The organism is Reichenbachiella sp., from assembly GCF_033344935.1.
Classification (GTDB): domain Bacteria; phylum Bacteroidota; class Bacteroidia; order Cytophagales; family Cyclobacteriaceae; genus Reichenbachiella.
The window spans coordinates 2555717-2579469 of the sequence record NZ_JAWPMM010000001.1 but is presented as its reverse complement, the minus strand read 5'-3'; the positions used below and the strand labels follow the sequence as shown (position 1 = coordinate 2579469).

The following is a 23753-nucleotide window of genomic DNA, read 5'->3' as shown; positions in this document are numbered from 1 at the left end:
TTTATGAAAAACAAACATCACCCCTCCCCTCCTGGTTGGCCTTTACAAATACTCAAACTTCTAATCCATCCTAACTACATAGAAGAAATTGAAGGCGATCTTGAAGAACTCTATCAGTATAATTTAGAAAGACACTCTACCAGGAAGGCAAATCGGCTTTTCACCAAAGAAGTGATCAAGCTACTTAGACCATTGCTTCTTAAAAGCCTTGAAGGCACGTACAGGATGAATAACTATGGCATTATTAAAAACTACTTCAAAATCGCCATACGCAGTCTAAGAGCAAACAAATTTCAAAATGCGCTCAAAATCTTGGGAATCACCATAGCGCTATCCGCTTCGATTACCATCTATCAGTATATTAATTTTGAAAGTAGCTTTGACAAGTTTCACACCGATATAGAGCACTTATATCGAGTCGACGTCGATCGAATTCACAACGGTGTCTTACAAAGCCAAAAAGCAACATCCTATTCTGCATTTGGCCCAGATGCTCAAGAGGATATTTCAGGAATAGAGAAATTTACTCGAGTCAGAATTCGTACCTCCAGTGTGGTCGTTAGTAAAGACTCCACTAAATCAACTTACAGTATTCAAAAACCAGCATTTGTAGATCCTTCTTTTCTTAACATGTTTGACTTTGGATTGAAAGATTCATCCATTCTACAAGAACCCAATAGCATCATCTTAACTGAAAGCACAAGCTCTAAGTATTTCGGAGATCAAAACCCATTAGGACAGGTCATTACCGTAATACACGGAAGGTATGAGTTGCCTATGGAGGTCAAAGCAATTATTCCTGACGTTAAACTCAATTCACATATCCAATTTGAAGCGTTGATTCCGTACCAAGCGTTTTTCCCAGAAGGTGACTGGGTCAGTCATTCTTGGGACTGGTCTGGCGTGACTACCTATTTAAAATTAAGAGAGGGTGTTTCCCCGGATCAAATAGAATCTTCATTCCCCCAATTAGTACGTAAGTACAAGGGCGAGAAAATGGAAGAACGAAATATGGATTATCAATTTTCTCTTAGACCTGTAGAAGAAATTCATTTATATGGTCATTTGGATGGCGAGTTGGAAGCCAATGGCAATGACCAAGCGCTTTATTTTTTAGGCATTGCTGCCTTGCTCATTCTAGCCATTTCTTGGTTAAACAATGTAAACTTAACTACTGCTCACAATTCGACTAGATCGAAAGAAATGTCAGTCAGAAGAGTGCTTGGCGCCAGGAACACTCAAGTATTTACGCAGCTATTCATGGAATCATTATTAACTCATGGAATAGCTGTTTTTCTTGCCGTTGCTGTCATTTTTGCTTCAACAGACCAGATTGAAGGTTGGTTAGAAATTTCACTTAATATTTCAACCCTGTTCCAATGGCATTTTTGGATGATAGCCATGCTTTATGTAATTCTAGGCAGCCTCTTCGTATCATTTGATTACAAACTAATTTTCAATCAATTCCAACATAAACACTCCATTCAGCCTCTAAACACGAATTCAAGTATCTCAATTAGAAAAGCAGGCGTGGCATTTCAATTCGGCATTCTTCTCGTATTGATCATAATAACATGGGCCGTAGACGCCCAACTTACCTACATTCAAAATTATAATCTTGGGTTGGACAAGGAAAAGGTTATAGTCATTGAAAAACCAAGACTTTCCAGAAAAGAAGGTCGAAAATCAGCAAATGCTTTCCTGGGAAAATTAGAAAATCTGTCTTGGGTCAAATCACATACCAGCAGTTTTCAAATTCCGGGTAGTGAACTGGGTTGGACTGATGGGGTCAGACAAACCACACAACCAAAAGAACTAGGTCAGGACCTTTATGTTTCTGCCGTAAACGACAACTATATTAAGACACTAGGACTAAAACTAAAAGCGGGTTCCACTTTTGAAGACATTGCTTGCCAGGAACACAGCCATGTAATACTCAATGAAACAGCTACACGTTTACTCGGATTTGACAAGCCAGAAGATGCTTTACTAAGCGACTTAATCAACAGTACAGATCGCAAGCAAAGAGTAATTGGTGTCATAGAAGACTTTCATTACAGTTCATTGCGAGAAAATGTAGAACCGTTAATGCTTGCTCATCTGTCCAGATCATTAGATTATATATTTGTCAAGTTGGGAGAAGGTGATAGGTACAATCAAATTGACCAACTAGAAACAACTTGGAAAGAGTCTTATGCCAATACCACCTTTGACTTTTTCTTTTTGGATGATCAGATCAATCAACAGTACAAAGCAGATATTGAATTCAAGAAATTGTTTACTGCTTTTTCAAGTATTGCCAGTTCCTTAGCCCTGATGGGAATTTTGGGCCTTTCTTCATTTTATGCTGCTCGAAGAATTAAAGAAATCGGGATTCGAAAAGTCTTGGGTGCCAATCTAACTTCTATCATTTGGTTACTCTCAAGGCAATTCATGTTGCTTATTGTCATAGGTTCAGCTCTTGCTATACCTACCTCCTACTATCTCATTTCCATTTGGTTCCAAAGTTTCGCCTATCAAATTGAGATTGCCTGGGTGTGGTTTATGATCTCATTCCTACTGGTTATTTCCGTTTCATGGATCATATTAAGCTTACAAACATTAAAAGCTGCCAGTGTCAATCCTGTAGAGTGCCTGAAAGATGAGTAATGATAAATCAATTATCAGATTGGTGAAAACCTAAAATATCACGATGGGCCTCATTCGGCAATACGGATTTACTTCTTCTCCAGCGGCTTGTCCATTTTCATAACAATGCCTTTGAAAATCTCCCAGGCACGGTAGAAACGATAGTGGATTTTAAAATCTGAGTCTTCCACCAAATTCTTTTGCGCATAAAACAACATAAGGCTATTGAGTTTGGCATAGAGTTCCTCGCCTAACCTTGTTCGCTTGGTGTATCCAAATGGCACAAATCCCATCATGGCTATTTGCTTGCCTCCCATGGGCTCGACATAGTGCTCTTCTACCAAACCAAGCCCTTCCAGCCTATCCAAAATATCTTCAATCGATCCTCCAAAAAGTGAAGCATATTCAAAAATTGGATCTTCTAATTTTTTACGAGTGGTATAAAACAACATAGAATTGAGCATCTCAAGCATACCTTCCAGTGCTTCTGCTCTATTGCTCCAGCGTGTGCGATGATGGGTGGTCAGCGAGTCTAAAGACATCTCTAAAAATATCTTCATATCCTCTTCAGAGATCGAAGCGTTCTCAACAATATAAGCAAGAATCGGCACCCACATATAGGCCTGCTTCGACGTATAGAGCAATTCCTTACTTGGATCTTCTGTTTGCTCCGGTGGCAGGTATGGGGTAGTCATACAGAGCAAACCGTACTCATCTACCTTCAAAATGGCTTCGTTTCGCTCGTTTATTAGTTGTTCTAGACTCATTAAATTCAGTTAATTATATACCTGAGGCCGTCAATAATACGAAATATTCATAAGTTAACCAATCCTATTTTTTGAACTTCATCTGATGCAACATCAACCCTGATGCCGGTGCGATAAAGTAATCTGGTGTTTCGGATGGTTGGTCCAATGACAGTTGGATATCATTTAGGCTGATCTCATGCTTACCTAATCGAAACAAACGCCCCATAAACAGGCGAATCTGATTACGCATAAACCCCATACCTTTCACTCGATAAAGAAAGGTCTGTTCAGGAAAAAAATTGGCTCTCCAAATATCATTTTCAACAATCTCGCTACAAATGATTTCTCGTTCAAACTGCGTCCCTTCTTTAGGTTTGTAACAATATTCTTGAAAATTGTGGGTCCCCTGAAATAGCTTCGCTCCCTTCTTCATCAACTCAATATCCAAATCTTCTCTGATGCAAGTAATATATGGCGCCGCAAAGGGGTGATTTTTCGCACCGTAAGAAAATAGATACAAATACTCCTTTTCCTTGACATGCTGGATCACATTGAATTTTTGATCTACCGCCTCAATACTAATGGCTCGAATATCGGCTGGCAAATTCTCATTGAAATCTGCGAGTAATTGCTGCTCATCTTCTGGTTGTTCTAAAAACAATTCGAAGGCAGCCTGAGTAGCAGACACCATGGCATCGGTTCGACTGGCTCCTAAAATTTTGAAAGGCTTGTCAGCCAATATGTATTTCAGCGTACGCTCAATCATTTCCTGAATGGTCTTAACGCCGGGCTGGCGCTGCCACCCATGGTAGCGAAATCCTAAATACTGTACTTCTATCAGATAGAAATGATTGGCTTGCATAAAATTGAGACCCTCTTGTGAGGCTGCAAAACTAGCAACAATTCACTCAATCAAGGGCAACTATCTACGCTTCCCTAAAGAAGGCATTAAAGTTCCCTCACCCAAATATTTCTAAACCAAATCGGACTATTATGATCTTGTAAAATGATTGGGGCCTTTCCATGCGGTTCGTAGGATGGATATCCCTGCCAAACCGTGCTCCCCTTGATTTCCACATGATTTTGAATCAAAATACCATTGTGCAATAGCGTGAGATAACCAGGAACTAGAAGACTGTCCTGTTCGTTAAATTTTGGCGCCGTAAATAGAATATCATAAACCTGCCACTCTCCGGGCCTATTCATAGCATTTACCAAAGGGGCATATTGCTTATATACCGCTCCAGCCTGCCCATTGGAGTAAGTTCTATTTTCATAACTATCCAGGATTTGAACTTCATACCTACCTTGGAGAAATACACCACTGTTACTTCTATCCTGCCCGCTTAAATCTGAATTGGGTACTTTCCACTCAATATGAAGCTGTATATCCCCGAATGATTGCTTAGTTTCAATACTTCCCATGTTAGCTACAATCTCCATACATCCCTCGGTTAGCTTCCATTGGATATTTTGCTTTGATTTTGTCTCTTGCCAAGCACTAAAATTACTCCCGTCAAACAGAACGATCGCATCAGACGGGGGCAATCCGTTTTCACCAGGTGTGACCACTTTTGGCTCTGGCTCCCAAACCTCAGTTTCTTCTGGTTTTATCTGACCATATGCGCTTGTTCCAGTCACCAAACACACGAGCAATAAATATTTTTGTAGTTTCATTTAAGTCCCAAGATTTGATTTAATTTTTTCTGATCGATTGCACCTCCTGCAAAATCGTCAAAAGCTTTTTGTGTGACCTCAATGATATGATCGACGATAAAAGGTGCGCCTTCTCTGGCACCTTGCTCTGGCGATTTGATACAACACTCCCACTCCAGCACGGCCCAGCCGTCGTATCCGTATTGACTGAGTTTGCTGAATATCTGCTTAAAATCTACCTGACCGTCTCCTAAAGATCTAAATCTTCCAGGTCTATCTATCCAGTCTTGATATCCACCATAGACACCAGATTTTCCGTTGGGGCGGAATTCTGCATCCTTGACGTGAAACATACGGATAAACTCATGATAGAAATCTATGAATTGGATATAATCCATTTGTTGCAGCACAAAGTGGCTGGGATCATACAAGATCTTCGCACTAGAATGCTGATTGGTCACCTCAAGAAAGCGCTCGAATGTGACGCCATCATGCAAGTCTTCTCCAGGGTGCAGCTCGTAGCAAACGGCTACGCCCAAATCCTTGCAATGATCTAATATAGGCACCCACCGTATGGCAAGTTCCTTAAACCCAGCCTCTACCAAACCCGCTGGTCGCTGTGGCCAAGGGTACATCGTATGAAACAGCAACGACCCAGAGAACGAACCCATCACGTCCAAACCGAAGTGATGACTAGCCTTCGCTGCGGCCTGCATCTGGTTGATGGCCCATTCGGATCGGGCTGCAGGATCGTTGTGCAATGCATCCGGCGCAAAGGCATCGAACATGGTGTCGTAGGCCGGGTGAGAAGCCACCAACTGCCCCAAGAGATGGGTAGACAATTCTGATATTTCTAAGCCTGCTTCGCTCACAATACCTTTGATTTCGTCGCAATAAGTTTTGCTCTCCGCAGCTTTTTCTATGTCAATCACGCGCTGGTCCCAGGCCGGAATTTGCACAGCTTTGTAGCCCATCGTCGCCACCCATTCACAAATGTTTTTCAAATTGTTAAATGGTGCTTCATCACCAAGAAATTGCGCCAAGAATATGGCTGGTCCTTTGATCGTTTTCATCTTAGATTTTTATCCAGACGTTGCCGTCTCGGTTAGATTGCACTACTTTTTCTATGAACTGCATACCACGGACACCTTCTTGTACAGTTGGGTACTCACCATCCAGTGGTTGCTCTTCTCGGATGGCCTTGGCCATGCCTTTATAAATATTACCCATGGCATCAAAAATTCCTTCTGGATGCCCAGGAGCCATTTTGGTACTATCCATCGTCCAGGGAGCATTGTAGGGATTTCCGGGTTTCAATATTTGAATCGGCTGCCCTTCTTTGAGCAAAGTCAATTCCGTTGGATTTTCCTGACACCACTTCAAACCGCCTTCTTTTCCATAAATCTGTATGGTCAAATTGTTTTCTTCGCCTGTGGCGATTTGACTCGATCGAATCACTCCCTTGGCCTTGCCCATTCGAATCAGCACCGTACCATCCACGTCCAAACTATTGTCGTCATACAGATAATTCAAATCTGATAGCAAGTGATCCACCTGTAAGCCGGTGGTGTATTCTACCAGATTGAAAGCATGCAAGCCAATATCACCGATACAACATGAAATACCGGACTTCGCAGGATCCAGACGCCATACTTCTTTTCTTTTCTCACTTTCGTGAATGAATGGATTAATCCAGCCTTGATAATACTGCGCGTCCACCCGCTGGATGTCTCCTATTTCACCATTGGCTATCATGGTCTTCATCTGTCGCACCATAGGATATCCGGTATAGGTATGCGTCAAACAGAAATGTTTGCCCGTTTGCTCAACGAATTCATTCAGTTCTTTCGCCTCGGCTGCCGTCATAGTCATAGGCTTTTCGCAAATCACATGAAAGCCACCTTTTAACAATGCCTTCGCCATTGGATAATGTAAAAAATTTGGAGTGACGATCGACACTACTTCTATGCGCTCTGCCTCCGGTAATTTATTTTCTCCTTCGATGAGCGCAGCCACGTCTGTATACACCCTTTTTGTATCCAATTCCAATTCTTTGGCGAATGCCAATCCCTTGTCGTAATCCACATCAAAAGCACCGCCAACCAGCTCATACCTTTCGCCCATGTAGGCCGCAATACGATGTGCAATCCCTATAAATGCACCTTGCCCTCCACCGAGCATTCCCCATTTAATCTTTCCTTTGTTCATGAATTAGGAAGCTTTGTACTCTACTTTTTCGTTTTTGAAACTAATGGCAAAAATGACCAAGATCAGTGCCGCAAAACCCGCTGGGAAAAGCCAGATTGCTTGCCAATCGTGAAGACCATCAGCACTCACATAGCTGTCGGATATTTTACCCGCCACCCAAAATCCGATGAGCATCCCTACACCATACGTGGCCAACGTGATCAAACCCTGCGCCGCGCTTTTGTGACTTTCACCTGCTTTGGTATCCGTATAAATCTGCCCAGACACAAAAAAGAAATCATAACATATTCCGTGTAAAGCAATCCCGAGGATCAACATAAACGTGAGTTCATCCGCATTGCCATAGGCAAAAAACACATAACGTATTGCCCAAGCCAGCATACCAAACAGAATGGTTTTCTTAAAACCAAAACGCTTGAAGAAAATGGGTAACAAAAGCATGAACAATACCTCCGAAGCCTGGCCAATGGTCATCTTGCCAGTAGGGTTGTCTACGCCGATTTCAGCTAAAAACGGATTAGCATTCTGATAATAAAATGCGAGTGGAATACAGATCAGAACTGATGATAAAAAAAAGATTAAGAAATTTCGATCCTTCAGTAATTTGATGGCATCCAGGCCAAGGATATCTGATAAGGTAATTTTCTCTCCTGCTTTCGCTTTTGGAGGTGTCTTTGGCAAACTATAACTAAAGAGCCCTAAAATCCCTGACGCAAAAGCAGTCATCAAAAAAGTATTTCTCAAAAGGCCTCTCTGGATATTGGCACTCGAATCCCATCCAAAAACATAGCTAATTGCCAATCCCGCTACGATCCAACCAACAGTTCCCCAAACTCTGATATAAGAAAACTCTTTCGCGGGATCAGTCATTTGATTGAAGGATACCGAATTGACCAAAGCCAACGTGGGCATATACACAATCATGTAACCCAGAATATAAGGGTAAAACGTGCCAAAATCAGAAGCATGTGACATCTGAAACAATAGGATAGCGCCAGCGATATGCAGTACACCTAGTATCCGCTCGGCATTAAAAAAACGATCGGCGATCAGACCTATGACGAATGGTGCGATGATGGCACCCCACGACTGCGTAGAATACGCCATGCCCGTTTCTGCTCCGGTAGCATTCAGATTGTTCCCCAGAAAAGTACCCAGGGTGACGAACCATCCTCCCCAGATAAAAAACTCCAGAAACATCATCACAGACAGCTGGATTTGTGTTGATTTCTTCATTTAATACTATTAAGTAGTTTTTGTATAAATTTGATCAATCCTTTTATCCCACTTCCCCAAAGCAGGATTATTTAAAGCAAAATAGCTTTATTCAAATCATTACATGTTTAAAATATTTCAATGAATAATATTAAACAAAGCATCGTACCCTACAAGGAAGAGAATGGATCGGTCTACCACGCAGATACCTGTCTGCCACTCGTCGACGCAGTGCAGCGTGAAAAGGTAGAATTTAAAGCCCTCGCTCGGCACACCTACCCCGGTGATCGATTGACTGAGGATACTAAAGGCTTGAATACCATTGGCTATTGGAGTGCCAATGAAGTGCAAGACTGGGGATTGGATTGGCATAGAAATGAAGGGGTCGAATTTCATTTTCTCGAATCCGGTCACATGCCATACGCTGTAGAAAACACAGAAACAGAACTATTCCCCGGCGATTTCACCATTACACGCCCGTGGCAGCAGCACAAGGTGGGCAATCCTCATGTGGGTATCGGGAAATTCTACTGGGTGATCATCGATGTGGGGGTTCGTCGTCCGCACCAGCAGTGGAGCTGGCCGGACTGGATTGTACTCTCCGACGATGATCTCAATCGCCTCAACTTGCTACTTAGACAAAACGAGCAACCCGTGTGGAAGGCCACACCAGAGATCAAAGCCTGTTTCAAACAAATCAATCAAACCATTCATCAGGATGTAAATGGTTCATCCGCTTCGAAACTTAGAATTCATATCAATGAACTCTTAATTCATTTGCTCGATATGTTTGATAAAGGGAAGATGGTTTTGAATGAGTCACTCACCGACAGCATGCGCTCTGCCAAGCAATTCATTTCCGAGCTATCCAACAACCTCTCTCACCCTTGGACCATCGAAGAAATGGCTACCTCGTCTGGCTTGGGTGCTACCAGATTCACTCACCATTGCAAGCAACTGACTAACCTCACCCCTATGCAGCTCTTGACCAAGCAGCGCATCGACTGGTCCAAGAAGTTACTCTTAGACAACCCAGACCTTAGCGCTACGCAGATAGCCTACACCTGCGGTTTTGCCACCAGCCAATACTTCTCGACAGTTTTTAAAAAACAAGAGAAGTGCTCTCCACAGGAGTTTAGGGTGAGGAATAAAGTGATGACATAACTACAATAAACTTTTTCAAAGGCAAGTAAAACTGTCAGGCTGAGGCCCTCGAAGCCTTGCTGCTAGTAGCAGACCGACATTTCAACGTGGCCCAATGGACAGGGTTTGGAAAGAGCGCCTTTGAAAACCCTGAGTCTTCCCTACCCCGTCATTACACGATGCGACTATTAGGAGCATTCGGGTAATCTGTCAGCGATATGAGGTACTCTTTTCTGCCTTTGTTGGACTTGTCTCCAACAAACTGCAAGTGCTATTAACTAACTGCAGTAGTCTTCTTGGTCACAAGACCAACAAGGGCGGAAAATGAAACCCCACTCATTCAAAGCATTTGTAATCACCATTTGAACGGAATAAAAGGATTGATTAAAATTCCAGGATTCTTCTTGGGGTTATAAGTGTCGGGTAGACTTTCAATTCTATGTTCGACCTCATCTCTCAGTTTTTTATAAGGTTCATAAATATTAGACTCTACCATTATCTGTTTAATTGCAAACTTGTCAGTGGTCCATATAGGGGAAATTATTAGGGAGGGATCATTTCTATATGCTGCATCGTACCATGCTGCTAGCGAAAAGTTAGCATATTGTTGGGCTGAAAATGTCAAAATGGGATCACCTTCAACATGAATGTTTGAAGCTAGTTTCTGCATTTTTTCAGTAAACTCGTTCAAGCCCTTTACCTTCATTATACCAAAAAGAACCTTCTTATCTCTGATTGAATATACTGCAATAGAAGTACTGTCCTTATCTTTTTTATTACGCTGAGATAAAGTGCAGTTCATAAATTGCATCTGTAAATCGACTAACTTAACATAATCTTCTTCTGATAAAGTATCTAACATCTGCTTCTGTAGGTATTCAAGCATTTCCTTCTGAACCTGTTTACACGAGGCTTTTTCAAGAGAATAAATAAATAGGCTATCAGTTGTTTGACCAAAAACGCTATTTAGACTTGCCACAATAATGATGAGGATGACTGATTTTTTCATATGAGTATTTTTAAGAATAACATTTGTTAAACGCAATGCACTTTATCCACAATGCATCAAAATCTAAAAAATTGAATTATAAAAAATTCTCAGAAGGGCTGCCACTCAAGATAGGAATTTTTTGGATGAGATCAAAGGTGAACAAATAGAGACATCGTGAGTGCTGTTACTTGTTCTAACAGATTACCCGGACTCTCCTTGCGTCGAGCCGTGTGATGACGAAAGGGCTGCCAATGTACAATTTCATTCATTGAATGATTTTAAACAAGTCATTTATTCATATCCTATACTTTAGATAAAGTTTTATATGAAATAGAATCCTATCAATCCATGATTGATAGATTTTATACACTTAGTCATACTACTTTATCAACGATTAAATGAGAACACTACAATACTTTGTTTTCTGCTGCTTGAGTCTAGCTATCTTAAGCTGTGGATCGGGAAAAACAAATGAGCAATCTGCTGCAGAAAAACCCGTTGCCAACAAATTCAAAATCAAGCAACTGTTGGAGAAAAACACCTGCTTTGCTTGTCACAAGGAGAATGAGAAATTGGTAGGCCCTCCCTATGTAGAAATCGCCAAGCGCAACTACAGCAACGAACGCATCGTGGAGCTGATCTACAAGCCGGAACCAGAAAACTGGCCGGATTACCCTGCGCCAATGATAGCATTACCCCACCTCGATAAGGAAGAATTATTAGATATTGCTCAATGGATCAATTCCTTGAACTAATCTCAAACACGATACAGAAATGAAAACAAATACGACCAGAAGAAACTTCATCAAGCAATCAGGCCTTCTCACAGGTAGTCTTGCTATAGCCAGCTCACCATTATTAAGCGCATGCGCAAAAACTATGAAAGCCACAGATTTTAAAATCTCCTTAGCCCAGTGGTCCTTGCATAAGACTTTGTTTGCTGGCGAAATGGACAATTTGGACTTTGCTAAAGTGGCTAAAAATGATTTCGGTATCTCGGCCGTCGAATATGTTAGTCAGTTTTTCAAAGACAAAGCCAAGGACAAAGCCTACATCAACCAGATGAAACAAGTCGCTGAAGACAATGGAGTGAAGAGTCTCCTAATCATGATAGATGGCGAAGGAGAATTAGGAGATAATGATCTGACAAAAAGAAACCAAGCCGTAGAAAACCATTACAAATGGATCGAAGCGGCACAACAATTAGGCTGCCATAGCATCCGTGTAAATGCTGCAGGAGATGGCACCGCAGAGGAAGTGCAACAAAATGCAATAGAAGGCCTCCGTAGCCTGGCTACATTCGCCAAAGACTATGACATCAATGTGCTGGTAGAAAATCACGGTGGCTTTTCCTCCAATGGAAAATGGCTCAACAAAGTTATCTCTACTGTAGATATGAACAACTGCGGTACGCTGCCTGATTTTGGCAACTTCTGTATCACTCGCGATGAAAACTGGAACTGTCTGGAAGACTACGATCGCTATCAAGGCATGAAGGACATTATGCCTTTTGCCAAAGGTGTGAGTGCCAAATCTCATGATTTTGATGAGGAGGGCAATGAGATTCATTCGGACTTCGCCAAAATGCTGAAGATCGTAAAGAGCGCCGGATTCAAAGGATACATTGGTGTCGAATACGAAGGAAAAAAACTCAGCGAATATGATGGCATCAAAGCCACCAAGGCCTTGTTAGACAAAACGATAGCCTCCTTATAATTGCATTAAACTCTAAAAGCTATGAGCATGATCCAAAAAGATAGCACCGCGTTCAACATCAATTCCAACAAAGCCAATCACTTCGATGCCATTGTAGTAGGCTCTGGGATGAGTGGTGGCTGGGCAGCCAAAGAGTTTACCGAAAAGGGATTCAACACACTCGTACTAGAGCGAGGCAGGAATATCGAACACGGCGACTATCCCACTGCCACTATGGAACCCTGGACCGATCCCCACGGCATGGCCATGGATCCACAAGTGATAGCAGACAATCCCGTGGTTGGGAAATGTTATGCTTTTACCAAGGAGCATGAGCATCACTTTGTGAAAGACAAAGAACATCCCTATATTCAAATCAAACCGTTTGACTGGATCAGAGGCTATCAGGTGGGTGGCAAATCACTCATGTGGGCCCGACAAGTACAGCGCTGGAGCGACTTGGATTTTGAAGCCAACGCCAAAGACGGGCATGGCATTGACTGGCCTATTCGCTATGCGGACTTGGCACCGTGGTATAGCTACGTTGAGAAATTTATCGGCATTAGCGGTAATAGAGATGGACTAGATCAAATCCCTGATGGAGAGTTTCTTCCGCCCTTCGATATGAACTGCGTGGAGAAAGACATCAAAAAAACCATCGAAGGTGCTTTCCCTTCACGGAATGTAGTGATTGGCAGATCGGCCAACATCACCCAGCGACACAATGAACGAGGACCTTGTATGGCAAGAAATCGATGTGCACGGGGTTGTCCTTTTGGCGGCTATTACAGCGCCAACAGCTCTACCCTACCTGCGGCTAAGAAAACTGGATTCATGACGCTGAGACCGCATTCGGTAGTGCATTCTATCATTTACGATGATGCGAAACGCAAAGCCATTGGTGTACGAGTGATCGATGCCAATACCAAAGAAACGATCGAATACTTCAGCAAGGTGATATTCTTGAATGCAGGAACTGTAAACACAACAGCTATACTTCTTAATTCAAAATCAAACACCTTTCAAGAGGGTCTAGGCAATGAAAGTGATGTACTTGGTCGATACTTGATGGATCACGATTTTAGAGGACATGCACGTGGCAGAATCGAAGGCTATGAGGACAGCTATTATAAGGGACATCGTCCGACGGGGCTATACATGCCAAGATTTCGAAATTATAAAAACGACAAACAGCAAAGTTTCCTAAGGGGCTATGCTTATCAGTTGGGTGCCAGTCGTTGGACTGGCAATTGGAAACCAGGCGATCCAACAATCGGCTCTGACTTCAAGGACAAGCTCACTGAATTTGGTTCCTGGGGCATGGGCATGGGCCCTATGGGAGAGCAACTGCCCTATGCTGAAAATAGAATTACCTTGAACAAAGAACAAACAGACGACTGGGGTGTACCGCTTGTCGAAGTAGATGCTGAGTTTAAAGACAATGAAAACGTGATGCTCGAAGATGCGCTCAACAATGCTGCGGAAATGATGGAGGCCTTCGGTTGCAAAGACGTAAGCACAGGTATTGACCCAAAATGGAATGTTGGACTGGGTATCCATGAGATGGGTACGGCACGTATGGGGCATAGTCCCAAAGACTCTGTATTGAATAAATTCAATCAGATTCACAATGCAAAGAACGTATTCGTATCGGACGGCGCATGTATGACATCGTCGGCCTGTCAGAATCCGTCGCTGACCTATATGGCGATTACCGCAAGGGCATCCAACTATGCCATAGACGAATTGAAAAAAGGAAACCTATAAGCCATGAATAGACGTGATATATTAAAATCTGTAGGACTGATCGTGGGTGGTACGGTGATTGGCGCGGATGCGTTTTTACTGAATGGTTGTACGTTCTCCGAAGAGCAGGTAGGACTCTTGTCGAGCAAACAAATCAAGCTGCTCGAAGAAATAGCCGAAACCATATTGCCTCATTCAGAAAAATCACCGGGAGCAAAAGACGCCAAAGTGGGGCCTTTCATTGATAGAATCGTGAGTGATTTCTATACTACCCAAGAGCAGCAAGTATTCTTAGAAGCCCTAACTAAATTCAAGGAGTTGGATTTTGAATCTCTCAAGCAAAAAGAAAAAGAAGCCATTCTATTGAAGGAAGAAAAATACATAGAGAAAAACGACCAATACACATTTACCAATCAAGAAACTGGCGAGTCATTCGAAACTCGACAGCCTTACGTGATGATCAAGCAATTGTCTATCTGGGCTTACTTGTCATCTGAGGTTGTAGCCAAGAATAATTTCAACTATCTGCCCATACCGGGCAAGTATACAGGATGTGTGGATGTAGAAGCCGACACCAAACCTATTTATTGGAAGCAAGGCTCAAGAGGAGCGTTCAGAAAGATTTAAAAAGTACGGATTAGTGAAGCAAGGTGGATCGACTGTAAAGGTTGGTCTACCTTTTTTGTTGATGAACATCTGTACTCGATGATATCAAAGGATCATTCTGTGAAGCTGGGGGTAAATTTGAGGTTTGAATAAGTATTTTCTTTAATTGTCATCCCGCAGCTTTAGCGGAGTGATCTCCTCAAAATATTTCAAGCAGTTTTGTCCAAACTGACGAATGCTACTGACCGCTAAGGAGATTTCTCCCTACTTCATCGTACGAAATGACTTTCAGTTCGTAATAAAAATTAGATATCTCCTTCGTCGATATGACAATAAATAATGAATACCAGTTGACTCTACTCAATAATTTTGTGCTACTGGCTTAAAGATTTTTACATCCGCATAAAAAGTCCCGAAAGGAATCAAAGATGCGATCAAAGCCAATGCAGATGTTTTCATCCCCCACTTATGGATATAGATATTTTGCAAACAGAAAATTCCGTAAAGGATAAATAGCCAGCCATGAGCCATCCCCACGTAAAAATTAGGTTCACGAATATCGAGCATGTATTTAAGCGGCATGGTAATGGTAAATAACAGGTAGCTGATCCCCTCTAACACAGCCAACAATCTCAACCTACCAATCGGTGTTTTCAATTCCATGATTATTCTACTTTTCCTTTCTGACCTTCAAACTCTACCTGATCTCCGACCTTCATTTTTTTTCTTCGGCGAGTTTCTACCTCTCCATTCACGATCACTTCACCATTGTCTATTCTGATTTTGGCCTCCCCTCCTGTGGCTACCCAGCCAAAGGTCTTCAATAGATTGTTGAGCTCAATGTATTCTTCGTCTGGTCGTAGTTTGAATGATTCCATATTAAATATTTGAATGGCAAAAGTAGATCAATCATACGGACTAATAAGAGGTTGAAAGGACTTATCACTCAGAGTAATCAGATATTTTCTTATCTTAGAATCAGCGTGGACTATTCCATCGTTTCACAATCTTACAATTTGCCAAACACGAACCAAAAAGAGCTTCTTCAGAAATACACCATTCTCAATTTGGGCATTGGCATTTCGGTACCCCTAGCCATTATTTTCATCAGTCAGGTTTATCCCGGATTTTTCTATATCCATCTGGTCATCTGGGTTTCGTTTGTCCTTGCGGTATTTGTTATTATTTGGATGCTGCTCAATATGGCTAAGGCTTCGAGCAGTAAATACATCAGACTGCCTGGTTTGGTGCTATGGGGAGTAGCTAGTCCATTGACTAGTATTTTCCTATTTGGTGCGGTGTACTTTGGCACTATTAATCAAGTCACAGAACTATCATTTACAAAAGCCTTAGAATTTAGTTTCTCGGCCTTTATCCGAAAAACAAGCCCCATATCCTCCATATGTGATTGTCAGTTCTTTGAGATTTCTCAGAACTATCTAGGCTACTTATTATTTGCTTATGCGATTGCTGTGATAATCCAAGGGATCAATTTTCGGAGAAATAATGATTGACTTAGTCTAAGCTTACCGTTTTTGTTGACAGAGCAAAATTAACCAGCTCGCCTATTGTTTTAAGTTGAAGTTTTTCTTTAATGTTTTGTTTATGCTTCTCAACCGTAGAAGTGGCAATATGAAGCATGTCTCCAGTCTCTTTACTTGGCTTGCCCGAAGCCAGCACAAATAGAATCTCCTGTTCCCTTTTAGTCAGAGAATTCAGAAGTTCAACATTCTTCTTGTTAAACTCAACCTCCGTATGTTCTTTGCTTGAGTTGAGAATAGCCAAATTAATGGTCAATTTTAATTGATTGGAATTAAAAGGCTTGACCCGTCCTAAAATAGGTTGACGGTTTTTAAAAAGATTTAAGTAAAACCTGTGGATTGATATTCACAGGTTTTTTCATGTATAAAGTTAGGTGTTTTATAGTTGAGACTTAGATGAGGTCTTTGATTGTTGTAGGTATCTATTGACTCTTTGATCAGTATTTTCAATTCTTGGCCAGTATTGCATTTATGAATGAGGAACTCCCCCTTTAGGATACCATTAACTCTTTCTGCTAGTGCATTTTGATAGCAGTCATACCCATCGGTCATAGATGGGGTGATTTGATGATTACTAAGCTCAGACTGATAAAGAGTGGAGCAATATTGTAATCCTCTATCGGAATGATGAATAAGCGTTTGGGTTGTTTTTCTGTTTTTGACAGCAACTTTCAGTGCTTTGACCACGTGTTCAGCACTCATGTCATCACTGAGGTGATAGCCCATAATCTTTCTACTATATGCATCTGTGACCAAAGAGAGGTAATGGGTTCGCTCCCTACTTTTGATGTAAGTAATATCACTGACAAAAACTTCTTCAGGGCGAATAGCTTTCCGATCCTTCAATAGGTTGGGGTATTTTCTCAACCAATGCTTACTGTTGGTAGTTTTTGTATAATTCTTCTTTGGCTTGATGAGCAGGTGTTCGGCTCTTAAATAGTTGAACAAAGCATCTCTACCCACTTTTATGTTTTGCCGGTCAAATTCACCTTTCAATGAATGGTACAGCTTCCGCGTGCCCAGTCGGGGCATTTGCATCCTTACCTTTTGGACAAGGGGTTTGATCCTGGAGAGTTCTTCTGCTCTTTGCTTAGATCTCTGTATTGATTGATAAACCGCCTGTCTACTAATCCCAAACAGTCGACAGCTACGTGAGAGACTCACGTGCTTTTCTTCTCGGATGCGCCAGATTGTTTGGGTAATCCCTTTTTTCTGATTGAAGTTCCGTGTTCTTTGTCTGAGATGTCAATCATCATATTAAGAATCTCATTCTTCAATCGCTCATCAGATAATTCACGTTCTAATCGCTTGATCTTCTGTGCTGGTGTCTCTTTTGATTTAGGTGAGGCCATAAAGTGTTGCTTCGGGTGACTCCAGTCTAATTTACCATATCTGCGTAACCAAACCAAAACTGTACTCCTTCCTTGTATACCATAAGTTTTTTGGGCTTGCTTGTAGGTCATTTCGCCTTTTTCCACTTCAGATACAACCGCCAGTTTAAAGCCCATGTTGTAGTCGCGCTGGGTGCGCTTTTTCCCTCCTAAAGAACTGCGCTTCTCGTCTTTCATAAATAAGTCGTTTTTGTGTCAACTTATTTCAGGACGAGACAGCTTTAACAAATAAGCATAGGGAGATGAAGTTTCGGCCTTTTTGATTGTGTTTTCGTCTGCATAAGCTGATAAATAAACGACTGGCACCTTTCTTATTTCACAAAGTTCCTTCACCAATTCTATCCCATCGATACTTGCATTGAGGTTAATATCGGAGATGATCATGTCATAATCGCTAGAGCCAAATTTTTCTCTTGCCATATCAACATTCAGCGCTACATCTACATCCGCATAGTCTTTAGCCTCTAGAGTTACTTTTATATCCTTCGCAATTATTGCCTCGTCCTCTATCAATAAAATATTCAGTTTACTCATTTTCTATTGGTATTGTAATTACGTTTCGAATTCCTTCTTTATTCTCAATGGCTATGGTTCCCTTCAGTTGGTGTACCATGTCTTTCACCAAATCAAGTCCTAAGGATGTATTCTTAACCTCGTCTGGGTTATATCCTTTTCCGTTATCCGCTATCACTAGTTCAAGATGATTTTCTCTTGCTTCACAGCTAATTTGCAAAACGTTGTTTTCATTCCATTCTGAAAAAGCATACTTACTTGTATTGGTCAGCAACTCGTTGATAATCAACCCATAAATGGTAATATTAAAATTGACCACCTTGGCTGGTTTCAAATCATATTTCACTGTAAAGGTTTGTATCTCATCAGCTGATATTAAACGCATTACGTTCTCACATATTCCTCTGGTAAACACATCTACCTGAATATGTTCCTTTTCAGAGTCCATCATATTCTCTAAATAAGAAATGTTTGAAATACGATTTTTGGCTGAATTGAGACTCTCCACTGCTTGATCGTCCTTCAATTGAACGGCCTGCAAACTCAATAAACTTGAGATGATTTGTAAATTGTTTTTAACTCTGTGCTTCAATTCTCGCATTAAAAATTGAATACTGTCTTTTTGAGCGTTTGACAATTCAAGAGATTCACTCAATTCATTGGTTCTTTCCATCACCACCTTTTCGAGCATTGCCTTATTCCTTTTCAGACTATAATATTTATACAAGAAAAAAAGTGAGATGAACAAACCAATCAGCAATGCAGCTGTAATTCTAAACCACCAAGTCGCATACCACGGCGGCACAATAATTACATCTACCGCGCGCTCGTGTGTTCCCCAAGTACCATTGTCATTCGTAGCTCTAATTCTGAATTTGTACTGCCCAGGCGGTAAGTTGGTATAAGTGGTACTCTGGCTTTTGGTAGCCGGTCGCCAATTAGCATCAAACCCCTCCATAAAAAAGCTATAATTCACTTTTTTCGGATTTAAAAAATTGGTGGTTGCATACTGAAAGCTCAGTACTTTCTCCTCACTCTTAAAAGTGTATGCATCTGTATAGAGGCCATTCACATCTAATGGCTGGCTAAAAACCTCTACAGATTCCAAATGAACTTTGGGCTGATAGGGATTGGCATTTATATTTTGAGGATCAAAAACATTGATCCCTTCCACTCCACCAAAATAGAAATATTCATTGTCATCCTGATAGGCCGCCTTCCCATTAAATTCATCATTCTGCAAGCCATCCTTCTGAGAGTAAGACAAAAAGACCCCGGTCGTTGGGTTCAACTTTGAAATCCCTTGATTGGTGCTTACCCAAACATGATCCATTTGATCAATCAATACGCCGTAAACAAAGTCATTTGGAAAACCTTCTTGTGCATAATACCTTTTGGTGCGATGAGAGTCCGGTGATACTTTAGTCAGTCCTGTACTGGTGCCCAACCAGATATTACCTTTGGAATCTTCATTAATACCAAAAATTCTATTACTCGTAATTACCATAGAGTCCAACCCTTCAGAGTCAAATCGATAAACTCGTCCTTTTCCCATTTGCTCAATCATAAATGCACCCTGATCGGATCCCAACCACAAATTCTTCTTACTGTCTACAAAAGAAATCCTGGCTCTATTTATTTGTTCTCCATCAATTTGAAACTCTTCTGTTTCTTGCGTTTCCAAATCATAAATGAAAATTCCACTCGACCAGGTGGCATACAACAAGCGACTTTTTGAGAGTGGCTGAATCTCAATTACAGTCTTATCGTTTTCGCTATTGTTAATTGTCGCTCTTTCAAATTGATCAGAATTTTCATTGTATTTCAATAAGCCGGTTCCATCAAATCCTCCACACCAGATATCACCATTAGAATCCTTCTTTAAAGTGTAGATCAGAGATTCTGGAAATTCGGTATAATGCTTCACTTCGCCATGACGCAGATTATATTTCAGCACATTGAATGAGGTGCCCAGCCATAGGACTGAGTCTTTTCCCGGAAGCAACTGAAAGGTGCTGAGTTTAGTGTCTTTCGAATACTCAGGCACACTCAGACTGATTGTCTTAAATTTCTTTTGATACCTGTTGAAATGGTGGAGTCCCTCACCAGCTGTTCCAAACCAAAAATTTCCTTTATTATCTCCATAAATTGCCTCAATCTCCACAGGATAATAGACATGACCAGATTGATCTTTGAACACCTGCTGGGTATATGTGTCATTTTTAAGGCTATAAGTACTCAAACCATCCTTGGTACCCAACAGTATCTCATTGCCATTGTCAACATAAATGCAGTTGATCAGTTGATCACTTATTTGCTCCTTTTGGTCAAGACCTTGCACATTCAATGAAAAGAACCCTTCGTCCGTCCCAACAAACAATTGATCCTGATGAATGACAAGAGCATTATGCGAAAAGTCTCCTAATTTGGTTTGTTTCGTGATTTTTAGCTCCGATAGATCAAAGGTTAAAAGACCAGAACTCAAAGTAGCGATCATATAATTATTGTCACCCAGAGGTAGTACATCCTTCACATAGTTCTCCGATTTATTTCTTGGTAATTGGATTTGAGTTAGGTCCCTCGATTTTCTATCTAAAACATAAAACACATCCGATAATGAAAACAACAAATGGGTATCACCAAGTGAAAAAACTTGATAAGAAATGACATTGGACAATTCATCAAAGGGAGTAACAAATTGTTCCGTCCTTAGATCTAGAGCAAATATTCCTCTTGAATTGGATGCTACCCAAAGGGTATCATCTACTATCAAAAGACCCCGATTATGGTCATCCGGAATGCTTAGACTATCGAGAGGATTGCTTGTAAATACTTTAAGCTGTAAGCCGTTGAATCGGTGAAGACCATCTTCGGTGGAAAACCACAGATAGTCGAGATCATCCTGAACAATCTTCTGGACATTAAGTTGCTTAATACCTTCCTCTTGTCCAAGATAATTGATTTGAAGCGTGTCTATCTGCGTTGCAACCGATACATGCGGCGCATAATACAACAGAAGACTAAATACAACACAAATTAACCTCAACCTTTTCTCTTATCGTTCAACTTTGTTTAGGCTAACAGGTTGATTTTAGAAATTGTCTGTGCTAATTTAATAAGCCAACATGCGTATTGCAAACCTATCAACCAAACAGGTATCAATTCTTATTAATATCATATGATTACTTTCCGATACAAAACTTCGAAAAGATATTGGCCAGCAGATCATCGGTAGTGATCTCACCAGTGATCTCACCCAAGAAGTGTAAGGCATGACGGATATCTTGGGCAAGGAAGTCGTTGGTTATTTGGTTGTCAATACCTCTGAGTACATCGTGCAAAGAGTTTTGGGTATTGACCAAGCTTTGGTAATGGCGGGAGTTGGTTACTACTACATTTCCTGGCTGAAAATTATCCATCTGGCTCTTATTCCAAATTAACTCTTTGAGTTGATCAACGCCTGTTTTTGATTTGGCAGAAATGGAAACATAATGTTCATTACTTTTCAAAGAGGTCTCTTCCTCACCTATCTTATCCAATTTATTACCAACTAAAATGTATGGTTTGCCCTTTTCCATCAACATCTCTTCAGTCGATCGAATCGTATCCAGGGATTCCGTAGATAGGTCGAATAAGTACATGATCAACGATGCTTCCTGCATCTTTTGTTCAGCCCGCTCTACGCCGATTGCTTCTATTTGATCTTTGGTTTCGCGCAAGCCTGCCGTGTCAATGAACCTAAATTTAACGCCCCGTATATTCAGTTCATCTTCGATGATATCTCTAGTCGTACCAGCAATATCCGAAACAATGGCTTTCTCCTCTTCGAGCAATGCGTTGAGTAAAGTAGATTTTCCTGCATTGGGTTTGCCTACTATTACTACTGGTACGCCATTTTTTATCACGTTCCCCAATTGAAAACTGTCAATCAACTGAACCAGCACCACGTCTATTTTTTCTATCAGCGACTTCAGCTCTTCTCTGCTAGCAAATTCTACATCCTCTTCTGAGAAGTCTAATTCCAGCTCGATCATGGAGGCAAAATGAACCAGCTTTTCTCTTAGATTCTTGATCTCGTTAGAAATACCCCCACGCATCTGGTTTAATGCCGTAGCATGGGCGGCTTCGTTTTCTGAGGCAATCAGATCCGCTACTGCTTCGGCTTGCGCCAAATCAAAACGGCCATTGAGATACGCCCGCTGTGTAAACTCACCAGGCTCTGCCAATCTAGCGCCTGACTTCACGAGCAGTTGGATGATTCTATTGACGATGTACGGAGAGCCATGACACGAAATCTCAACACTGTTTTCCTTAGTAAAGGAATGAGGTGCCACAAACAAAGAGATCAGTACTTCGTCCACGATCGTGTTGCCATCCATCAAATTGCCAAAATGAACCGTATGGGAAGCCTGATTTTCTAGCTTCTTACCTGAGAATAAAGGTGAAACAACAGAAAGGCAATCATCGCCTGACAAGCGAATCACAGCGATGGCGCCTACCCCAGGGGCAGTCGCCAGTGCAACTATAGTATCATTCATTCTCATGGTGCAAAGATAGCCGCATCAATCAGACGGAAAACCTGAATCAAAAATAAAAAAGCCAATCACGATTCCAACCATTTTTCAGTGTGGCGTGTCATTCCATCAACAACATAAATTATTTAAGCAGTTATGAAAAATTATAAATTTCAAGTTCTATCTAACATCAATATTTTAGTAGTGGGAATGGTATTGTTGAGTAGTTGTTTTGAAGAATCTGAATATGAAAAGCAGCAAAAAGAAAGCGACTTGCAAATCAAAACCTATCTTCAAAATAACAACATCGAAGCCCAAAAAGCTGACAATGGCATTTATTATAAAATGCTCACAACCAATGAATCCGGCACATCACCAAAGCCAGGTGAAGTCATGATGGTGAAGTATGAAATGAAAACTTTGGACGGCTATATCGTGGAGCAATTCACAGCAGATTCTAGTTTGATCAGGTATGGCAACAGTGGTGTAATCCCGATAGGATTCAATTATGGTATTGATGTGATGCATACCGGAGAGAAAATCCGTGCATTCATTCCTTCCTATTTGGCTTACAATTCTTTCGCAGGAAAGGATGAGTTCGGACCGAATACCAATTTTATATTGGATATCGAACTTCTAGACATTTCTACGGAGGATAAAATCTATAAAACTCAAATTGATCAAATAGAAGCTTATATCACGCAGGAAGGTTTAGGCGATATCACTCCTACCACGTCAGGCTTGTACTTCAGTTCACTTGAGCCAGGTGACGGAGAAGAGGCAAAAACCTATCATATTGCCACTCTACATTATACCAGAAAGTATCTCGATGGCAGCATCATTCAGGAAACTGAAGAGAATGACCCGCTTGTGGTAAGCCTCGGCACCAATCAATTGGTAAAAGGTTTCAGAGAAGGCGTATTGAAAATGAGAGAGGGCGAAAAAGCGTTGCTAATCATGCCGTCCGAGTTAGCTTTTGGCGCAAGCGTAAAGGTAATCCCAGCCTCCGTAAGAGAAGAGCTATATCAGAGCGGACATATTTCTTCGCTCGTTGACGCCTACCAAATTGTACAATACGAAGTGGAACTTCTTGAGTTGAACTGATATTAAACAGGTGAATAAAAAAGCCCCGATAGATTAAGTTCTATCGGGGTTTG

General features: G+C 41.2%; 22 protein-coding genes. 8 read left to right on the top strand and 14 right to left on the bottom strand.

Going from position 1 to position 23753, the window contains the following annotated elements; genetic code table 11:
• Positions 1-3 precede the first annotated feature (3 nt).
• A complete protein-coding gene (locus R8N23_RS11280; protein WP_318171701.1) occupies positions 4-2649 on the top strand; it encodes an ABC transporter permease in 2646 nt (881 codons plus the stop codon).
• 68 nt (positions 2650-2717) lie between these two features.
• On the opposite strand, the gene R8N23_RS11275 is transcribed toward R8N23_RS11280, so the two are convergent.
• From R8N23_RS11275 to R8N23_RS11250, 6 genes are all read right to left on the bottom strand, one after another.
• A complete protein-coding gene (locus R8N23_RS11275) occupies positions 2718-3395 on the bottom strand; it encodes a hypothetical protein (RefSeq protein ID WP_318171700.1) in 678 nt (225 codons plus the stop codon).
• Positions 3396-3459: 64 nt separating this feature from the next.
• On the bottom strand, positions 3460-4239 hold the full coding sequence (gene truA, locus R8N23_RS11270) for a tRNA pseudouridine(38-40) synthase TruA (RefSeq protein ID WP_318171699.1): 780 nt from the start codon (positions 4237-4239) through the stop codon (positions 3460-3462).
• A gap of 86 nt (positions 4240-4325) precedes the next feature.
• A complete protein-coding gene (locus R8N23_RS11265) occupies positions 4326-5054 on the bottom strand; it encodes a DUF1080 domain-containing protein (protein WP_318171698.1) in 729 nt (242 codons plus the stop codon).
• Positions 5051-6106: a sugar phosphate isomerase/epimerase gene (locus tag R8N23_RS11260; protein WP_318171697.1), complete on the bottom strand. Its 1056-nt coding sequence runs from the start codon at positions 6104-6106 to the stop codon at positions 5051-5053. Before R8N23_RS11260 ends, R8N23_RS11265 begins: the two co-directional genes overlap by 4 nt.
• Position 6107: 1 nt before the next feature.
• Entirely contained in the window at positions 6108-7241 is a 1134-nt protein-coding gene (locus R8N23_RS11255) for a Gfo/Idh/MocA family oxidoreductase (protein ID WP_318171696.1), read from the bottom strand.
• Positions 7242-7244: 3 nt separating this feature from the next.
• Entirely contained in the window at positions 7245-8477 is a 1233-nt protein-coding gene (locus tag R8N23_RS11250; RefSeq protein ID WP_318171695.1) for a nucleoside permease, read from the bottom strand.
• A gap of 120 nt (positions 8478-8597) precedes the next feature.
• Here R8N23_RS11250 and R8N23_RS11245 point away from each other — a divergent pair, with 120 nt between their 5' ends.
• Positions 8598-9620 carry an AraC family transcriptional regulator gene (locus R8N23_RS11245; RefSeq protein WP_318171694.1) on the top strand — a complete coding sequence of 341 codons (1023 nt, stop codon included), beginning with the start codon at positions 8598-8600 and terminating at the stop codon, positions 9618-9620.
• Positions 9621-9954: 334 nt separating this feature from the next.
• Here R8N23_RS11245 and R8N23_RS11240 read toward each other — a convergent pair whose 3' ends face one another.
• Entirely contained in the window at positions 9955-10608 is a 654-nt protein-coding gene (locus tag R8N23_RS11240) for a hypothetical protein (protein WP_318171693.1), read from the bottom strand.
• A gap of 380 nt (positions 10609-10988) precedes the next feature.
• Between R8N23_RS11240 and R8N23_RS11235 the strand changes: the two genes are divergently transcribed.
• From R8N23_RS11235 to R8N23_RS11220, 4 genes are read left to right on the top strand one after another with little or no spacing between them, the layout of a single operon-like run.
• Entirely contained in the window at positions 10989-11345 is a 357-nt protein-coding gene (locus R8N23_RS11235) for a cytochrome c (RefSeq protein ID WP_318171692.1), read from the top strand.
• A gap of 19 nt (positions 11346-11364) precedes the next feature.
• A complete protein-coding gene (locus R8N23_RS11230) occupies positions 11365-12306 on the top strand; it encodes a sugar phosphate isomerase/epimerase family protein (protein ID WP_318171691.1) in 942 nt (313 codons plus the stop codon).
• A 27-nt stretch (positions 12307-12333) separates the two neighbouring features.
• On the top strand, positions 12334-14052 hold the full coding sequence (locus tag R8N23_RS11225; protein ID WP_318171690.1) for a GMC family oxidoreductase: 1719 nt from the start codon (positions 12334-12336) through the stop codon (positions 14050-14052).
• 3 nt (positions 14053-14055) lie between these two features.
• A complete protein-coding gene (locus tag R8N23_RS11220) occupies positions 14056-14658 on the top strand; it encodes a gluconate 2-dehydrogenase subunit 3 family protein (RefSeq protein WP_318171689.1) in 603 nt (200 codons plus the stop codon).
• Between the two features lie 339 nt (positions 14659-14997).
• On the opposite strand, the gene R8N23_RS11215 is transcribed toward R8N23_RS11220, so the two are convergent.
• Entirely contained in the window at positions 14998-15300 is a 303-nt protein-coding gene (locus R8N23_RS11215) for a DUF3817 domain-containing protein (RefSeq protein WP_318171688.1), read from the bottom strand.
• A 2-nt stretch (positions 15301-15302) separates the two neighbouring features.
• Entirely contained in the window at positions 15303-15515 is a 213-nt protein-coding gene (locus tag R8N23_RS11210; protein WP_318171687.1) for an RNA-binding S4 domain-containing protein, read from the bottom strand.
• Between the two features lie 51 nt (positions 15516-15566).
• Here R8N23_RS11210 and R8N23_RS11205 point away from each other — a divergent pair, with 51 nt between their 5' ends.
• Positions 15567-16151, top strand: a complete 585-nt coding sequence (locus R8N23_RS11205) for a hypothetical protein (RefSeq protein ID WP_318171686.1) — start codon at positions 15567-15569, stop codon at positions 16149-16151.
• A 1-nt stretch (position 16152) separates the two neighbouring features.
• Here the strand turns inward: R8N23_RS11205 and R8N23_RS11200 are convergent, their stop codons facing one another.
• The 5 genes from R8N23_RS11200 to mnmE form a co-directional block, all read right to left on the bottom strand.
• Complete coding sequence (locus tag R8N23_RS11200; protein ID WP_318171685.1) at positions 16153-16434, bottom strand: helix-turn-helix transcriptional regulator; 282 nt, start codon at positions 16432-16434, stop codon at positions 16153-16155.
• A 65-nt stretch (positions 16435-16499) separates the two neighbouring features.
• A protein-coding gene (locus R8N23_RS11195; protein WP_318171684.1) for an IS3 family transposase occupies positions 16500-17746 on the bottom strand; the annotation gives its coding sequence in 2 pieces (ribosomal slippage) (positions 16500-17383 and positions 17383-17746; 1248 coding nt in all).
• An 18-nt stretch (positions 17747-17764) separates the two neighbouring features.
• Positions 17765-18103 carry a response regulator gene (locus R8N23_RS11190; protein WP_318171683.1) on the bottom strand — a complete coding sequence of 113 codons (339 nt, stop codon included), beginning with the start codon at positions 18101-18103 and terminating at the stop codon, positions 17765-17767.
• Positions 18096-21128 carry a two-component regulator propeller domain-containing protein gene (locus tag R8N23_RS11185; protein ID WP_318171682.1) on the bottom strand — a complete coding sequence of 1011 codons (3033 nt, stop codon included), beginning with the start codon at positions 21126-21128 and terminating at the stop codon, positions 18096-18098. Before R8N23_RS11185 ends, R8N23_RS11190 begins: the two co-directional genes overlap by 8 nt.
• 136 nt (positions 21129-21264) lie before the next feature.
• Positions 21265-22620, bottom strand: a complete 1356-nt coding sequence (gene mnmE / locus R8N23_RS11180) for a tRNA uridine-5-carboxymethylaminomethyl(34) synthesis GTPase MnmE (RefSeq protein ID WP_318171681.1) — start codon at positions 22618-22620, stop codon at positions 21265-21267.
• A 132-nt stretch (positions 22621-22752) separates the two neighbouring features.
• Here mnmE and R8N23_RS11175 point away from each other — a divergent pair, with 132 nt between their 5' ends.
• The gene (locus R8N23_RS11175; RefSeq protein ID WP_318171680.1) at positions 22753-23700 is read left to right on the top strand and encodes an FKBP-type peptidyl-prolyl cis-trans isomerase; all 948 of its coding nucleotides are present in this window, start codon (positions 22753-22755) and stop codon (positions 23698-23700) included.
• Positions 23701-23753 lie beyond the last annotated feature (53 nt).

Bases quoted from the DNA above. Each gene is read 5' to 3' on its own strand.
- R8N23_RS11215 (WP_318171688.1), bottom strand. From the start codon at position 15,300: ATGGAATTGAAAACACCGATTGGTAGGTTGAGATTGTTGGCTGTGTTA.
- R8N23_RS11235 (WP_318171692.1), top strand. From the start codon at position 10,989: ATGAGAACACTACAATACTTTGTTTTCTGCTGCTTGAGTCTAGCTATC.
- R8N23_RS11240 (WP_318171693.1), bottom strand. From the start codon at position 10,608: ATGAAAAAATCAGTCATCCTCATCATTATTGTGGCAAGTCTAAATAGC.
- R8N23_RS11265 (WP_318171698.1), bottom strand. From the start codon at position 5,054: ATGAAACTACAAAAATATTTATTGCTCGTGTGTTTGGTGACTGGAACA.
- R8N23_RS11230 (WP_318171691.1), top strand. From the start codon at position 11,365: ATGAAAACAAATACGACCAGAAGAAACTTCATCAAGCAATCAGGCCTT.
- R8N23_RS11210 (WP_318171687.1), bottom strand. From the start codon at position 15,515: ATGGAATCATTCAAACTACGACCAGACGAAGAATACATTGAGCTCAAC.
- mnmE (WP_318171681.1), bottom strand. From the start codon at position 22,620: ATGAATGATACTATAGTTGCACTGGCGACTGCCCCTGGGGTAGGCGCC.
- R8N23_RS11275 (WP_318171700.1), bottom strand. From the start codon at position 3,395: ATGAGTCTAGAACAACTAATAAACGAGCGAAACGAAGCCATTTTGAAG.
- R8N23_RS11280 (WP_318171701.1), top strand. From the start codon at position 4: ATGAAAAACAAACATCACCCCTCCCCTCCTGGTTGGCCTTTACAAATA.
- R8N23_RS11260 (WP_318171697.1), bottom strand. From the start codon at position 6,106: ATGAAAACGATCAAAGGACCAGCCATATTCTTGGCGCAATTTCTTGGT.
- R8N23_RS11225 (WP_318171690.1), top strand. From the start codon at position 12,334: ATGATCCAAAAAGATAGCACCGCGTTCAACATCAATTCCAACAAAGCC.
- R8N23_RS11220 (WP_318171689.1), top strand. From the start codon at position 14,056: ATGAATAGACGTGATATATTAAAATCTGTAGGACTGATCGTGGGTGGT.
- R8N23_RS11190 (WP_318171683.1), bottom strand. From the start codon at position 18,103: ATGAGTAAACTGAATATTTTATTGATAGAGGACGAGGCAATAATTGCG.
- R8N23_RS11245 (WP_318171694.1), top strand. From the start codon at position 8,598: ATGAATAATATTAAACAAAGCATCGTACCCTACAAGGAAGAGAATGGA.
- R8N23_RS11255 (WP_318171696.1), bottom strand. From the start codon at position 7,241: ATGAACAAAGGAAAGATTAAATGGGGAATGCTCGGTGGAGGGCAAGGT.
- truA (WP_318171699.1), bottom strand. From the start codon at position 4,239: ATGCAAGCCAATCATTTCTATCTGATAGAAGTACAGTATTTAGGATTT.
- R8N23_RS11250 (WP_318171695.1), bottom strand. From the start codon at position 8,477: ATGAAGAAATCAACACAAATCCAGCTGTCTGTGATGATGTTTCTGGAG.
- R8N23_RS11175 (WP_318171680.1), top strand. From the start codon at position 22,753: ATGAAAAATTATAAATTTCAAGTTCTATCTAACATCAATATTTTAGTA.